Origin of the sequence: Fusobacterium ulcerans ATCC 49185 (assembly GCF_900683735.1) — a bacterium.
Classification (GTDB): domain Bacteria; phylum Fusobacteriota; class Fusobacteriia; order Fusobacteriales; family Fusobacteriaceae; genus Fusobacterium_A; species Fusobacterium_A ulcerans_A.
Genome location: NZ_LR215979.1, coordinates 1,996,260 through 2,011,933, shown reverse-complemented (window position 1 = coordinate 2,011,933; position 15,674 = coordinate 1,996,260). Strand labels below are relative to the sequence as shown.

Genomic DNA, 15,674 nt, shown 5'->3' with positions numbered 1-15,674 from the left:
AGTCATGAGATATTATAAAATATATGTAGATAACACCCAGTCCCTTTATACTTATTCAGATGAAAATGAAGAATATGAGATAGGAGATAGAGTGGTTGTTTCCTTTAGAAACAGGGATAAATCAGGCTTGATAATAGCTGAAGATAAAGCTGAAAATATAACATTCAAGGTTCTCCCTATAAAATCTAGGTTAGAAAATGAAATAAAATTATCTGAAAATTTTATAAAGCTTCTTAGATGGATAAAGACTTATTATATGAGCAGTTATGAGCAGGTAATAAATGCAGCTGTTCCAAGTGATTTAAAAGTTAAATATGACTCAATATATGTTTTAGAAGATATTAGAAATATTTTTCAAGATGGAGCAGAGGATATCTATTCAAAAGAATTAATAAAATTTTTTAAAGAAAGAATAACTATAACTAAGGCTACACTTAATAAAAAATTTACAAAAGAAGTTATAAATGAAATGATTGGGGATACTGTACTTTTTAATGAAAAAGGCAGTGTTAAATTAAACTATGATTTTGATTTTTCAATTTTGAAGAAAAATTTTGAAGAAGTTGTAATATATTTTCGAGGAAAAGAAGAAGTTCAAAAGAAAAACTTAGAAGTTAAATTTCCAAAAGAACTGATAAATAAATTAATTAAAGAAAAACTTTTGATTTTGAAAAAAAATATAAAAGAAGATGAAAGCCAAAGAGAACTGCAGGAAATATCTGATGAAGTATCAGAAAAAAATGTAGTTCTTAATGAGGAACAGGAAAGAGCTAAAAATATTATAAAAGATGGAGATAATAAATATTATCTTTTAAAAGGGATCACAGGTTCTGGAAAGACAGAGGTATATATTGAGCTTATAAAAGAAGCTTTTAAAAAAGGAAAAGGAAGCATATTTCTTGTTCCTGAAATATCTCTTACTCCACAGATGATCAATAGATTTAAAAATGAATTTAGAGAAAATATTGCTATACTTCATAGTAAACTTACTAATAAAGAGAGAGCTGATGAATGGTATAATATATATGCAGGAAATAAAAAAATAGTTCTAGGGGTAAGATCAGCTATCTTTGCTCCTGTGGAAAATTTAGAATATATTATATTGGATGAAGAACATGAAAATACATATAAACAAGATAGTAACCCAAGATATAATGCCAAATATGTAGCTATAAAAAAAGCTGAACTAGAAGGAGCAAAATTGATTTTAGGATCAGCTACTCCATCAATAGAAAGTTCTTACTATGCTGAAAAAGGTATTTATACACTGGTAACTATGGAGTCAAGATATAATAATTCTGTACTGCCAGAAATAGAAATAATAGATATGAAAAAGGAAGAGGACTTGTATTTCAGTAAAAAACTTTTAGAAGAGATGAAAACAACTCTTTTAAAAGGAGAACAGATAATATTGCTGCTTAATAGAAAGGGATATTCTACATACATTCAATGTAAGGACTGCGGCCATGTAGAGGAATGTTCTCACTGTTCTATAAAAAGCAGTTACTATGCAAGTCAAGGAATATTGAAATGTAATTATTGTGGTCAGACAAGGAGATATACAGGTCACTGCAGTGAATGTGGAAGTACTAATCTTATTCATAGTGGAAAAGGTGTAGAGAGAGTAGAAGAGGAAGTAAAAAAATACTTTGATGTAAAAATAATACGGGTGGATTCTGAAAGTTCTAAAAATAAAGACTTCTATGAAAAAATGTATTTTGACTTTTTAGGTGGGAAATATGATATAATGATAGGGACACAAATGATATCAAAGGGACTTCATTTTCCTAATGTAACTTTAGTGGGAGTTATAAATGCTGATACAATTTTGAACTTCCCTGATTTCAGAGCAGGAGAGAAAACTTTTCAGCTGGTAACACAGGTATCTGGAAGAGCAGGAAGAGGAGATAAAAAAGGAAAAGTTATAGTTCAAACTTATCAACCTGAAAATTATACTTTTAGAACAATAGAAAAAAGTGACTATAATGGATTTTATTCAGAAGAGATTTCAAATAGGGAATTACTTGAATATCCACCTTTTTCTAAAACTATTAATATTGGAATATCTTCTAAAAAAGAGAAAGAGCTGGAAATATTTGTCAAAGAATTTTTCAAAAGTATAGAAGATGAAAATGTAGAAATGTATGGTCCTATGAAAAGTCTTGTATATAGAGTGAAAGATAGATTTAGATATAATATTTTTATAAAGGGAAGCAAAAAGAATATAAGTATGTTTAAAAGAAAACTAAATAAAAAACTGATAGATTATAAAAAATCAGATGATTTTAGAATAGTTGTTGATGTAGATCCAATAAATTTAATTTAACAATAGAGGTGAGAAGAAAAAGTGATATACGAAATAAAAAAATATGGTGATCCAGTACTTAGGGAAAAAACTGTAGAAGTAGAAACTGTAGATGACAATATAAGAGAAATATTGCAGGATATGGCAGAAACTATGTATGATAAAAAAGGAGTGGGACTTGCAGCTCCTCAAATAGGAATCAGTAAAAGAATGTTGGTATTAGACTGGTCGGGAGAAGGAGAGGCTCTTAGAAAAGTGGTGAATCCTGTAATTACTCCATTGACTGAAGAGAAAATAGATTGGGAAGAAGGATGTTTAAGTATTCCTGGAATATATAAAAAAGTTGAAAGAGTAGCAAAAATAAGAGTTGACTACTTAAATGAAAAAGGTGAAAAGGTAACTGAAGAGCTGGAAGGTTTTCCTGCAATAGTTATGCAGCATGAATTTGATCACTTGGAGGCTGTATTATTTGTAGATAGAATATCTCCTATGGCTAAGAGAATGGTAACTAAAAAATTACAGGCACTTAAAAAAGAAACTTTAAAAGGGCCAAATGCTGAATAAGGAGCTGCAATATGGCAGTAGATAAAGGAAAATGGAGTTGTTGGATAATACTTGCTATAGTACTCTATGTATTCGTACCACAAATATATAGGAGTTATATAAAAGTAAACAAGCTAAAAAGTGAAAAAAAACAGCTTTTAAAAAAAATAGAACTGGAGAAAAATAAAATAGAAGAGTATAATAAACGTATCGAGGAACTTAAGGATGAATTTCATAGAGAGAAAATTTCCCGTGATGAACTACAGATGGTCAAAGAGGGAGAAGAAATCTATAGGTTGATCAACAAAAAGTAGGAGGAGAGATGAAAAGAGAATTAGCACTGGAATTTGCCAGAGTAACAGAAGCAGCAGCATTAGCAGCTTACAAATGGGTTGGAAGAGGAAATAAAGAGGCAGCTGACCAAGCAGCGGTAGATGCAATGAGAACTATGCTGAACAGAATAGCTATTGATGGAGAAATAGTAATAGGAGAAGGAGAAATTGATGAAGCTCCTATGCTTTATATAGGTGAAAAAGTTGGTAGAGCTTATCACAAATATGAAGAGGATGGAGAACCAGAAGATGATTACTGTTCACCAGTAGATATAGCTGTAGACCCTGTAGAAGGAACAAGGATGACTGCTCAAGGACAAGCTAATGCTATAACTGTTTTGGCTGTTGCAAATAAAGGAAGTTTCTTGAAAGCTCCAGATATGTATATGGAAAAATTAATAGTTGGACCAGAAGCAAAAGGTGCTATAGATTTAAATAAACCTTTAATGGAAAATATTCATAATGTTGCAAAAGCATTAAATAAAGAATTAAATGAACTTATGATTGTGGTTCTTGATAAACCAAGACATACTCAAATTATAAAAGATCTTCAAAAACTTGGAATCAAAGTTTATGCTCTTCCTGATGGAGATGTAGCTGGTTCCATTCTGACTTGTATAGTTGACTCTGATGTGGATATGCTTTATGGTATAGGAGGAGCTCCAGAAGGAGTTATTTCTGCTGCTGTAATAAGAGCTTTAGGTGGGGATATGCAAGCTAGATTAAAATTAAGAAGTGAAGTAAAAGGTGTAACTCTTGAAAATGATAAAATATCTAATTTTGAAAAAAGCAGATGTGAAAGTATGGGGCTTACAGTTGGACAAGTTCTTACAATGAGTGATCTTGTAAAAGATGATGAAGTTATATTCTCAGCAACTGGAATAACTGGTGGAGATCTTTTAGAGGGAATTAAAAGAAAAGGAAGTATTGCCAGAACACAAACTCTTGTAGTAAGAGGAAAAAGTAAAACAGTAAGATATATAAACTCAGTTCATAACTTAGATTTTAAAGATGATAAAATAACTCATTTAGTAAAATAAATAAAAATTATAAAGACTGTTCCTAATAAAAGGAGCAGTTTTTTTATGAAAATGAAAAAATATAGATAATGGTTGAAAAGGGAGAAAAGTCGTTAAAAATAAGAGAAAAGAACTTAGACTCTAAGATGATATGTGATTAAAAAATGCTTCATTTTTATAAACAGTTGAGGAAAATATGAAAGAATATTTCAATGAAAATAAGAAAATAAGGACTTTTTACAATATGCATGATTGTGATATAACAGTTTTGTCTTGAAACAGTTGCTAATATTCAGTTTTTATACTAAACTTATATCAAGAAGGAAAGGAATAAAGCAGGACAAGAAAAAATTACATCATAAACTTTCTGAACACCACTGATAATATAGAACATAATTAAATAGTATATAAATTTTTCTTAATGAAAAGAAAAAATAACTATAGAGTAAAAAAATTCAGGAGGTGCGTTAATGTTTGAAAGTTTAATTGGCTCAATTAAAAATATGGTACTTTCATTAAATGGGTTGTTATGGGGGAAGCTCATAACAGTAAATGTTGGAGAAACGATAGTGGAGCTTAGTCTTTTGGTAGTTATTCTTATCCCAATAGGGTTATACTTTACAGTGAGAACAAAATTTCTCCCATTTAGAATGTTTCCAGAAATGATAAAGTGTGTGCTGGAACCTAAAAGCTCCACAGATAAAGATTCTATATCTGGACTGCAGGCCTTATTCATAGCTACAGCTTCAAGAGTAGGAATGGGAAATCTGGCTGGAGTGGTAGCAGCAATATCCTTTGGTGGACCTGGAGCAATATTCTGGATGTGGCTGGCTGCATTAATAGGTGCTTCAAGCGCATTTATAGAATCAACTTTAGCTCAGATATATAAAGAGAAAGATCCATTATATGGAGGATTCAGAGGTGGACCTGCATACTTTATGGATAGAATGAGAATAATAACTTGGATAAAAGAAGAAGATGAGTTCGTTGATAATATAAAGGGAACTTCTAAGTATGTATCAGCAGATGGAAAAAAATATTATACTAGAGGGACTAGATTCAGACTTTTAGGAGTATTATTTGCACTTTCTGGATTACTTTGCTGGGCAGGAATAAGTCAAGTTATTGCTAACTCAGTAAGTCAATCATTTGCAAATGCTTTCAACTTTCCACCATTATATACAACAATAGCTTTAGTAGTTATATCAGGAATAGTGTTATTCAAAAATGCAGGAATAGTAGATGTACTTAATAAAGTAGTTCCAGCAATGGCAATACTGTATTTCTCAGTAACATTGTTTATAATAATAAAGAATATAGGGCTTTTACCTCAAATGTTTGAAAATATATTTGTACAGGCTTTTGGGTTTAGACAGGCAGTAGCAGGAGGATTTGGAGCTATATTGATGCAGGGAGTAAAAAGAGGATTGTTTTCTAATGAAGCTGGTTCAGGGTCAGCTCCATGTGCGGCAGCAGCAGCAGATGTTGCTCATCCAGTTAAACAGGGATTAATTCAAGCTTTAGGAGTATTTATAGATACATTGTTAATATGCAGCTGTTCAGCTTTCATAATGCTTCTTGCACCTGAAAGTGTAACAAAAGGACTAATGGGAATGGATCTTTTACAAGCAGCAATGAATCATCACATAGGACAGGCAGGAGTCATATTCATAGCAGTAATATTGTTCTTATTCAGTTTCAGTACTTTCCTTGGAATAATGTTCTATGCAAGAGGGAATGTAGCTTATGTTTTTGGAGATAACTGGAAATCACAGAACTTGTATAAAATATTTGCACTAGGAATGCTTTTTGCAGGAGGACTTGCACAATATACATTTGTATGGGAACTAGGAGATTTAGGAGTAGGACTTATGACAGTCTTTAATATGATGGCAATAATACCATTATCAGGGCAGGTAATAGAATCATTAAAAGATTATGAACTTAACTTTATGAACAAGAAAGATGTAAAAGTAGAAATAACAGAAGAAACAGTAGAGATACAGGAAACAATTTAAGAGATGAAAAATAGTTTATAAACAGATAAAATAAAATATCATATATCAAATGAGGAGGAAAATATTATGGAAAAAAGAAAATTTATGCCAGAGCCTTTTAAAATCAAAATGGTAGAACACATGGGAACTTTAGATAAAGAGGCAAGAAAAGTTGCAGTAAAAGAGGCTGGATATAATACTTTCTTATTGAGATCAGAAGATTGCTATATAGATCTTTTAACTGACTCAGGAACTAATGCAATGAGTGACAGACAATGGGCTGGACTTATGCTTGGAGATGAGGCATATGCTGGAAGTAGAAACTTCTTCCATTTGCAAGATGTAGTAAGAGAATATTTCGGATTTAAATATTTAGTTCCTACACATCAAGGTAGAGGAGCAGAAAATATTTTATCTACTTTAATGATTAAACCAGGAGATTATGTACCAGGAAATATGTATTTTACAACAACTAGATTTCATCAGGAAAGAAATGGTGCTATATTTAGAGATGTTATCATAGATGAAGCACATGATCCAGCAGCTGATTTGCCATTCAAAGGAAATGTAGATCTTAAAAAATTCCAAGCATTGATAGATGAAGTTGGAGGAGAAAAAATTCCTTATATCTGTCTTGCAGTAACAGTTAACCTGGCAGGAGGACAACCAGTATCAATGGCTAATATCAAAGCTGTATCTGAATTAGCTCACAAACATGGAATAAAAGTAATGTATGATGCAACTAGATGTGTTGAAAATGCCTATTTTATAAAAGAAAGAGAAGAAGGATATCAAGATAAAACTATAAAAGAAATAGTTCATGAAATGTTCTCATATGGAGATGGATGTACAATGTCTGGTAAAAAGGACTGTATAACTAATATTGGAGGATTCCTATGTATGAATGACCATGATCTATATGTAAGAGCAACAGGAATGGTAGTTCAATTTGAAGGAATGCCATCATATGGAGGACTTGCAGGAAGAGATATGGAGGCAATGGCAATAGGTATAACAGAATCAGTTCAATATGAATATATCAGTTATAGAGTAAATCAAATTAGATATCTTGGAGAGAAATTAGAAGCAGCAGGAGTGCCAATGGTAAAACCATTTGGAGGACATGCAATATTTGTAGATGCAAGAGCATTTTTAGATCATTTAACACAGGATGAATTCCCAGCGCAATCACTAGCAGCAGCATTGTATGAAACGTCAGGAGTAAGAACAATGGAAAGAGGAATCATATCAGCAGGAAGAGATGTAGTAACAGGAAAAGATCATCACCCTAAATTAGAAACAATCAGATTGACTATACCAAGAAGAGTATATACATATGCACACTTAGATTTTGTAGCTGATGCAGTTATTGATCTATATAACAGAAGAAAGGACATCAGTGGATTGAAATGGGATTATGAGCCAAAAGTATTAAGATTCTTTACTGGAACATTTAAAACTATCAACCCTGAATTAATAAAAGGATACTAAGATCACCCTGTATATTATGATATGGAAATTAAGGAGAGAGAGCCAAAAAGCTCTCTCTTTTAATATTTAAAAATCACAATGAATTAAAATATCCTTCATAATTTCTACTCCCTCTTCTAATTCTTCTAAAGAGGGAGAAATAAAACTCAATCTTATTTTACCAGAGGATCGTTTATCATGGTAAAAAATATTTCCTGGAAGGATAGAAACACCTCTTAATTTACATTTGTGATAAAATTTTTCTTCATTTATGTAATCAGCTAATTGTAACCAGATAAAAAATCCACCTTTAGATTTATTTAATATTGTTATATGAGGAACTCCAGATAATAATTCAAGTACTTTATGATGTTTAGCCTTAAATATTTTTTTTAAATTTTTTACATGATTATCAAGGTATTTATCAGCTATAAAATATTCTAATACTTTTTGATTGAGTCCAGAAGTGCTGTGATCTAAACTATACTTAGTTAAAATGGCTTTTTGCATAATAGCAGGAGGCAAGATCATATATGCAAGACCAATAGCAGGCATAAGAAGTTTTGAATAAGTTTTAATATAAATAACTTTTTCATTGCCGCTCTGATCCAATACTTTTAATGGTTCTACCCTTTTTGTATAATAAAATTCAGAAAAACAATCATCTTCAATAATATAAAAATTGTATTCATGAGCAAGTTTTAAAAGTTTTTTCTTTTTTTCTTCTGACCAACTTATGCCAGTAGGATTTTGGAAATTAGTCATTATGTATACAAAGTGAATTCTCTCTTTTTTTAAAACTTTTTCAAATTCTATTAGATTCCAACCATCATTTTTTAAATCAAAAGTTTTTATATTACACATATCTTTTAATAGATTTAAGGCGTTAGGGTATGTAGGGCTAGAAATAGCAACAGTTTTTAAAGAGGAACCACTAAAAGTTTTTAGTAAGATAACCAAAGATTGTTGAGTTCCTGATGTAATCATTATATTATCTTTATTAACGAAAATATCTTTTTCTTCCAAATGATCTGCTAAAAGGCTACGAAGACTTTCCAAGCCTTGTACATCCTGATATCCTAGCAGAGATGAACCATAGTTTTTCAAAGCTTTATCTATTAATTTTTGATATATTTTATCTGGAAAATAATCATTTGGAGGGCTTCCATTAGAAAAATTTATTCCTTCAGTATTAGTTTGACCAAAATGAAAACTTTCCATTATAGGGACTAATTCTTTGCTGATAGAAAGGTTTGAATGTTCCTTTATAAAAAATCCTTTTCCTTTTTCAGAAAAAATATATCCATCTCTTTCCAACATTTTAAATACTTTTAAAACTGTATTAATATTTGTATTATATTTTATTCCAATTTGTCTGATAGAATAAAATTTAGAATTGGGAGCATTTTTCTTTATTATTTCTGATTTAAGATTTTCATATAGCTGTATATAATAACTTACATCAATATTAGTATTTTTAGTCATTACTTTCTCCCTTTGGTTAAAAAATATAGAAAATTAAATAAGACAAAACTAAACCTATAATAAATTATATGATTTTTTTTATAAAAAAGCAATTACTATATAATAAAAGCTTAGCAATAAAGATACTAAATGAGGTAGAAATATAAATTGAACTAATAATATAAAAAAAGATGTTTGGAGATTCTATTTGTGATATAATATAGAAAATTGAGAGTAAAGGAGAGAAAAATAGATGCTGTTTTATGAAGATTTTGTAAAAAGTGTAAACGCTAAAAATAATATAGAGATGAAAGGAATTGAAAAGTTTTCTTTGGAGGTAAAAAGAATAGTTTCAGGAGCAGGAATAGGAATTCCTTTGATATTAGCAGGGCTTTTTCAGGGATATTTAGCAACTATAGAAAATGTAAAAGTTATGCCAGTTGTATTTGCATTAGTTTTCTTATTTCTAGGAATAAAGCAATTAAAAACTACTTTTTCATATAAAGTTGCAGTAGATACAGAAAAGAAAATATTAACTGGAGAGAAATTGAAATTATCATTAGATAATATAGAGAGCTGTACATTGGCAGAAACAAAAATAGGAAAAAATCTGCAGGTAGTTTTAGATATTATTACACTGGATAGAAAACAGATAATTATACCTCTATATATGAAAAATAAAGAGAGATTTGTTTTGGTTATGAGATCTCTTTTAAACGAGAAATTTTTTATAAAAAAGTAAAAAAAATATTTGACATAAAATGCAGATTATGGTATTATAATTCTTGTCTGCGGGAATAGCTCAGTTGGTAGAGCGTCAGCCTTCCAAGCTGAATGTCGCGAGTTCGACCCTCGTTTCCCGCTCCAGATGCGCCATTAGCTCAGTTGGTAGAGCATCTGACTCTTAATCAGGCGGTCACAGGTTCAAGTCCTGTATGACGCACCATAGAGATGCCCCGTTCGTTCAGTGGTAAGGACATCAGATTTTCACTCTGGCAACAGGGGTTCGATTCCCCTACGGGGTACCACCATAACCAAAAAGGTCGCATAGCTCAGTTGGGAGAGCACCTGCCTTACAAGCAGGGGGTCATAGGTTCAAGTCCTATTGTGACCACCAATTTAATAACAATAGTGGGGGTGTAGCTCAGTTGGTTAGAGCGCCTGCCTGTCACGCAGGAGGTCGCGAGTTCGACCCTCGTCACTCCCGCCATTATTATATATGCCGCTTTAGCTCATCTGGTAGAGCAACTGACTTGTAATCAGTAGGTGATTGGTTCGATTCCGATAAGCGGCACCACTAGTAAAACTAAATAGATATGCGAGGATGGCGGAATTGGCAGACGCGCTAGACTTAGGATCTAGTGTTCCAGACGTGAGAGTTCAAGTCTCTCTCTTCGCACCAAAATTAGTATACTTTTTTACTTTAAATAGATTTTAAATTTTAGCAGTTTGCTTGAAATTAAATCTATTTTTTTTATATTCACAACTTAAACATATTAGAAAGATATATCCTATCATTTATTCATAGAATGAAAAAGTTTATCTTAGAACTTTATATAAAAAAAGAATAAATAGATTTTCTTTAAGGAGAGTACTCTAAAGGAAGTCTATTTTTGTTATATAAACAAAAAAGCTCCCAGAAGAGCCTCTTTGTTTGTAGTAGTAATTTTTAAGTTAAGAAAGGTTAAAAAAATTATATGAATATAAGATAATCATATAATACCACAAATAATTTGAAAAGCAAATATTTTTATAAAGAATTATGAAATAAATTAAAAGAGAATAAAAAATAATAAGAATGTAAGAGAGAATTTAATCTTGCTATTTTTTTTGAAATATAGTATTATAGTGAAGTCTATTTTCATTGAGATGCATTGTATTTCACAATTATTTGAATAATGATATTTTAAATAGATTTTCTATCTAAGGTAATCTCTCGGTGGTAAATCTATTTTTTATTTCTTTAAATAATAAATAAAAAGAAAAAGTATATAAAAGCAGAATAAAGAGAATAGTAGATTTTTATATTATTGTATATGAATGGTATAGTAATTTAAGGAATATTGTATAGTTTAATTAGAGCTTGGGGGGAGTTATGAAAAAAATTATATTATTTTTTATATTTATATTGAATTTTTCTATTTTTGCAGAAAATCAAGTAATAATAGAGGGTGGAATAGTAAAATATGATAATCATAGTCATGTGGTAGGAATTTTTGCCAGTAGAGAAGAGGCAATTCAAATATTTAAAGACAGAGTTGAATATTTTGCCAAAGAATATGAAATTGTTAAGAGTGAAAAATTTACAGATGAAAATGGAGATGGAAAAATAACTATATTGATTCATAAAGAGAAGAAAGACCTTCAATGTTTTGTAATGTTAGAAGGAAAAAAGGTCATCTATGGAAATATGATTCCAGCAGGAGATTGTGCTATAATAAAAAAATATCTAAATTAAAAAAAGTCTGATTATTTAAATCGGACTTTTTTTAATTTACATAACATCTATATATTAAATGTTATTGAATACTGTCATATTCTTTTAAAAAACCATTAAGCTTTTTCTTAATACGTTGAATGCTGTTATCTACTGATTTAGGTTCTCTTCCAGTTTTTTTAGCTATTTCTGTATAAGTCATTTCAGAAAGCATATATTCAAATATTTCATTTTCCATTTTACTCAGGTTATTTTTTAAATATTGGTTTAAAAGCCTGAATCTTTCTTTACTAAGATATATTTCTTCTGGATTATAAAAATTAAAAGACTTTGTTTCATAAGCTATATTTGAGTTATCTTCAGTTTCAGGGCTATACATAGCCATATTTAAAATTTTGTTTTTACCAGAATTAGAACTTTTAATAGCTGTTATTATTTGACGTTTTATACATAAAATAGCAAAAGTAGTAAAAGATGCATTTTTAGTTTCATCATAAGCATTTATAGCCTTTAAAAGACCTATCATTGCTTCTTGAAGAACATCTTCTTTATCTCCACCATAGAAAAAGTAATTTTTTGTTTTTAATTGGAGAATGCTCTTGAAAGAAGAGAATATTTCCTGTATAGCGCTTTCATTACCAGCTTTAGCATTTTTGATTGTTTGTGAATTTATCATTTTTACCTCCTTGAAAATAAAAATAAATTTATTTTTTAGAAACTAAGATAAATTTGTATTCTAAGTTGTTAAAATAAAATCTATATAATATTTCTTTATAAGATTATTATAGCAACAAAATGTAATGATAACAAATTGAAAATTTCTATAAAAAAGAAAAAAGTACATTAAAATGATTTCAAAATATTAATTAATGATGCTTAGAGAAAAAAAGAGAAAAAATATTAATTTTAGCTTTTTTTTCGTTTCTAAACATGGTGAATATATTATGAACCAAGTATATTTAAAAATAATTTCTAAAAAGTCAAAAAATAATAAAATAACAAAAATAAAAATAAAAAAAGATGATAAAATACACCTGTTATTTAATTTGAGGAGAATATTTATAAAATAAAAAAACTTTTCTTTACAGGAAAACAAAGAAAAGTTTTTGAAAAAATCAATTATAAAATTTGATAAGACATATTTCAGAAGAACTTCCTATTCTTATAGGAGGACCCCAAGTTCCATACCCTGATGAAACAAGAATGTTACTGTCAGATATTTTTTTATATCCATAATCTATCAGAAAAATTTTTTTTGTGAAAAGGTTTCCAGGAAAGAATTGTCCTTTGTGAGTATGACCTGATACCTGTAAATCTATCTTATTTTCTACAGTTTCTTCAATAGTATCAGGAGTATGCTGGATTAATATGACAGGCTTATCTGAATGTTCACCTATAATATCTTTAAGAGGTTTTTTTGAAAAATTATCTCTCCCTGCTATGTATATTTCATTATTAACAAGTATTTTTTCATCTCTAAGGACAGTAACTCCTTCTGCTGTTAAAGTTTCAGTAAGAAGTGCAGCTTTTTTTCCATAAATATCATGATTACCTAAGGCAAAATATATTCCATATTTTGTTTTTATATCACTTAGCTCCTTAAGCATATTTTTTTCCATAACAGGTTCTAGATTCATATCTATAAGATCCCCTGCTATTAATACAATATCAGGATTAAGAGAATTTATAATATTTTTCATCTTTATAAAAGAGGAATTTCCGTTTATATAACCAAGATGAATATCAGAAACTAAAACAATATTGAGAGGTTCCATATCATAATTTTTATCAAGTTTGATATCATATTCTTTGACAATAGTGTGATGTTTAAAGAAAGTACCAGCTACTAAAATAATAGGAACTAATATTAAAGAAACTTTATAAAGATTTAAATTTAATTTATATCTGAAAATCATAGTAAAGATAGAGGCAAAAATAAATAATATTGAAGTATATATTAAAAATGCCAGATAATAATAAATAATGTAAGATACAAATTTATTGAGAGAATAAGAAAAATAAGATCCAAAAAATCTATATAAATAAAAAAGAAGTGCTAATGATAAAAAGAATATAAGGAAAAAAAATTTTTTATCATTTGGAACAACATATTTTAAGGTCTTTCTTATAACAAAAAAATTAAGTAAAAAGAAAAAAGTAGAAAATACTAAAAAAAAGTAATTCATTATCATCTCCAATTATAAAGTAGTTTTTTATATTATAAATTAAAATCTTAATATCTCAAAGAAAAAAATGTAAAAGAGTACTAAGAAAGCTGGTGAAAAAGAAAATAGAAATTTGTGTTTAAAAATAGAGATTTTTTCTGATAAGAATATTTATATAAAAAATAGTCTAGATTTTATAGAAAATTCTTATTATAATATATGGATAAAGTTTCAATAAAAAAGGAGAGTAAAAATGTTGATAAATAGAAAAGAAAAGTTGCTCATAGGCTCTTCAGTTTGCATCATTGGTTTAGGTATACTTTTGTATATATCCAAAGAAAAGATAATGGAAAAATTATCAAATAGCCCAAGTCTAGTGATGACATATAAAGAAAGCCAGAGTAAAAAATTAAAAAAAGAAATAGAAAAAAAGATTAATGACAAAAATTTTAATTCAATAATGAACAGATTATCAATGGAAAAACTGGAAATACTGAAAGAAAGTTTAGCCTTTCCAGAAGTAGTAGATGCATTAAACTCAAAAGATAAAAATAAATATAATTCAGATAAATATTTTTCTCCAGATATAACTCAGGAAGATGCTGTGAGAATCGCAAATATAGGTAAGGGATTTGGAGAAATAGAAGTTCTTTCAGTAGAATTTAAAAATTATTTGGAAAAAGAGTATCCAAATTTTAATTATAATGAAATAAATAAAAATGAAAATAAGATACCAGATATTTTAAAAATAAAAGATAAAGTTTTGAAATTGTTTCCAGATAAGGAAATGGCAGATATTATAAAAACTTTAGATGGAGAACAGCTAAATAAAATTAATAATATAATAGCTGGAAATGCTGAAGTAGTTTCTCTTATGGAATTTAAAGAAGAAGATATAAATAATTTTAAAAAATGTGAAGAAGACTTTTTTAATTCAAGACTTATATTAGATGATATGAAAAAAGTTGTGGTTACAAGTAAAGGAATTGATGAAATAACTCTTGTGTCACCAAAATTAAAAGAAATTGTAGATCAACATTTGAAAAATATAGATTATAAAAAAATGTCATCTTTTGGAGAATTTTACCTTTTAGATAAAAACAGCGATATAGAGCTTGAAAAACAATACAGAGAAAAATATTATACTTTTGACAGTCCTTTTATAAAATTAAATCCTTATGGAAGAACTCCCCTTTCAGCAATAGTAAAAATAGAAAATGAAGCTGTTGGAAAAGAGGTAACAATAACTATTGAAGGAAAAGAAGGAAGTCCAGATTATATTTACAAAACAAAAGTGAAATCTAATGGAGAAATTCCAATAATAGGATTATACCCTAAAGCTGTAAATAAAGTATCTTTAAAAATGGTTAACAATGGAGCTTTAAAAACTAAGAATATTGTAATAGAAACATCATTGATTGATGACAGTCTTCCAGCAGTTGTAATAGAAAAGAAAGTAGATGGAAGTATAGAGCAGGGAATGAATCTTGTATCTTTTAATACAAAAGATGAGTCACTTCCATTTATATTTGATTCAAATGCAAATATTAGGTATCTATTAATAGTTTCTCCAGTTATAAAAAAATCTCTTCTTGATAGAAATGAAAAGGGAAATTGGGAAGCGGTAGATGACAATCTTATTTTTGAATTTGATATGCTGGGGAAAATAGTAAATATTCAAGATAATAACAGAATAAAATTAGATGAAAACTGGAAAAATGGAGTGCTGTTTAGAAATAATCAATATCTTCCAAAGAAGAATAATATTCTTATAGTTTATGGATTTAGCGATAAAGCTTATCCTAGTGGGGTTTTTTCTGAGATAGGAAAAGATAGTGGAAATGAGCTTTTTAAAGCAAGACTTTACTATGATAAAAATAGCTTTGAAGACAACAGTATATTATCAGGAAAAAGAATAGAGCTTTTTCAAGAATAAAGGGAG

12 protein-coding genes and 7 tRNA genes are annotated in these 15,674 nt (G+C 28.9%); 16 read left to right on the top strand and 3 right to left on the bottom strand.

Translation table 11 applies throughout. The features are described 5' to 3' along the window. Positions 1-4 precede the first annotated feature (4 nt). The 6 genes from priA to E0E45_RS09025 all read left to right on the top strand — a co-directional run bounded on the left by priA (position 5) and on the right by E0E45_RS09025 (position 7,687). Positions 5-2,326, top strand: coding sequence for a replication restart helicase PriA (priA, locus tag E0E45_RS09050; RefSeq protein WP_130890858.1), 2,322 nt, complete (start codon positions 5-7; stop codon positions 2,324-2,326). 21 nt (positions 2,327-2,347) lie between these two features. Next, the gene (gene def / locus E0E45_RS09045; RefSeq protein WP_005976425.1) at positions 2,348-2,869 is read left to right on the top strand and encodes a peptide deformylase; all 522 of its coding nucleotides are present in this window, start codon (positions 2,348-2,350) and stop codon (positions 2,867-2,869) included. Between the two features lie 11 nt (positions 2,870-2,880). Next, positions 2,881-3,162 carry an FtsB family cell division protein gene (locus tag E0E45_RS09040; RefSeq protein ID WP_005976427.1) on the top strand — a complete coding sequence of 94 codons (282 nt, stop codon included), beginning with the start codon at positions 2,881-2,883 and terminating at the stop codon, positions 3,160-3,162. 8 nt (positions 3,163-3,170) lie between these two features. Further along, positions 3,171-4,220 (top strand): class II fructose-bisphosphatase, encoded by a 1,050-nt coding sequence (glpX, locus tag E0E45_RS09035; RefSeq protein WP_130890857.1) that lies wholly within the window; start codon positions 3,171-3,173, stop codon positions 4,218-4,220. A 449-nt stretch (positions 4,221-4,669) separates the two neighbouring features. Next, on the top strand, positions 4,670-6,217 hold the full coding sequence (locus E0E45_RS09030; RefSeq protein ID WP_130890856.1) for an alanine/glycine:cation symporter family protein: 1,548 nt from the start codon (positions 4,670-4,672) through the stop codon (positions 6,215-6,217). A 66-nt stretch (positions 6,218-6,283) separates the two neighbouring features. After that, entirely contained in the window at positions 6,284-7,687 is a 1,404-nt protein-coding gene (locus E0E45_RS09025) for a tyrosine phenol-lyase (RefSeq protein WP_130890855.1), read from the top strand. Positions 7,688-7,753: 66 nt separating this feature from the next. Here the strand turns inward: E0E45_RS09025 and E0E45_RS09020 are convergent, their stop codons facing one another. Next, on the bottom strand, positions 7,754-9,151 hold the full coding sequence (locus E0E45_RS09020; protein WP_130890854.1) for a PLP-dependent aminotransferase family protein: 1,398 nt from the start codon (positions 9,149-9,151) through the stop codon (positions 7,754-7,756). A 232-nt stretch (positions 9,152-9,383) separates the two neighbouring features. On the opposite strand from E0E45_RS09020, the gene E0E45_RS09015 reads away from it, so the two are divergent. The 9 genes from E0E45_RS09015 (at position 9,384) to E0E45_RS08975 (ending at position 11,588) form a co-directional block, all read left to right on the top strand. Beyond that, positions 9,384-9,872, top strand: a complete 489-nt coding sequence (locus tag E0E45_RS09015) for a hypothetical protein (RefSeq protein WP_130890853.1) — start codon at positions 9,384-9,386, stop codon at positions 9,870-9,872. A 49-nt stretch (positions 9,873-9,921) separates the two neighbouring features. Beyond that, positions 9,922-9,997: transfer RNA gene (locus tag E0E45_RS09010), tRNA-Gly, on the top strand. Between the two features lie 3 nt (positions 9,998-10,000). Next, positions 10,001-10,076: transfer RNA gene (locus E0E45_RS09005), tRNA-Lys, on the top strand. Positions 10,077-10,083: 7 nt separating this feature from the next. Next, positions 10,084-10,158: transfer RNA gene (locus tag E0E45_RS09000), tRNA-Glu, on the top strand. 13 nt (positions 10,159-10,171) lie between these two features. After that, positions 10,172-10,247: transfer RNA gene (locus E0E45_RS08995), tRNA-Val, on the top strand. Positions 10,248-10,263: 16 nt separating this feature from the next. Continuing rightward, positions 10,264-10,340 (top strand) — tRNA-Asp (locus E0E45_RS08990). An 11-nt stretch (positions 10,341-10,351) separates the two neighbouring features. Next, positions 10,352-10,427: transfer RNA gene (locus E0E45_RS08985), tRNA-Thr, on the top strand. A gap of 21 nt (positions 10,428-10,448) precedes the next feature. After that, positions 10,449-10,532 (top strand) — tRNA-Leu (locus E0E45_RS08980). Between the two features lie 693 nt (positions 10,533-11,225). Beyond that, complete coding sequence (locus E0E45_RS08975; protein ID WP_130890852.1) at positions 11,226-11,588, top strand: hypothetical protein; 363 nt, start codon at positions 11,226-11,228, stop codon at positions 11,586-11,588. Positions 11,589-11,649: 61 nt separating this feature from the next. On the opposite strand, the gene E0E45_RS08970 is transcribed toward E0E45_RS08975, so the two are convergent. Both E0E45_RS08970 and E0E45_RS08965 read right to left on the bottom strand, forming a co-directional pair. Next, on the bottom strand, positions 11,650-12,243 hold the full coding sequence (locus tag E0E45_RS08970; protein WP_130890851.1) for a sigma-70 family RNA polymerase sigma factor: 594 nt from the start codon (positions 12,241-12,243) through the stop codon (positions 11,650-11,652). A gap of 439 nt (positions 12,244-12,682) precedes the next feature. After that, entirely contained in the window at positions 12,683-13,483 is an 801-nt protein-coding gene (locus E0E45_RS08965; RefSeq protein ID WP_232044084.1) for a metallophosphoesterase, read from the bottom strand. Between the two features lie 502 nt (positions 13,484-13,985). On the opposite strand from E0E45_RS08965, the gene E0E45_RS08960 reads away from it, so the two are divergent. Next, positions 13,986-15,668 carry an aryl-sulfate sulfotransferase gene (locus tag E0E45_RS08960; protein ID WP_130890849.1) on the top strand — a complete coding sequence of 561 codons (1,683 nt, stop codon included), beginning with the start codon at positions 13,986-13,988 and terminating at the stop codon, positions 15,666-15,668. The last annotated feature ends 6 nt before the right edge of the window (positions 15,669-15,674 follow it).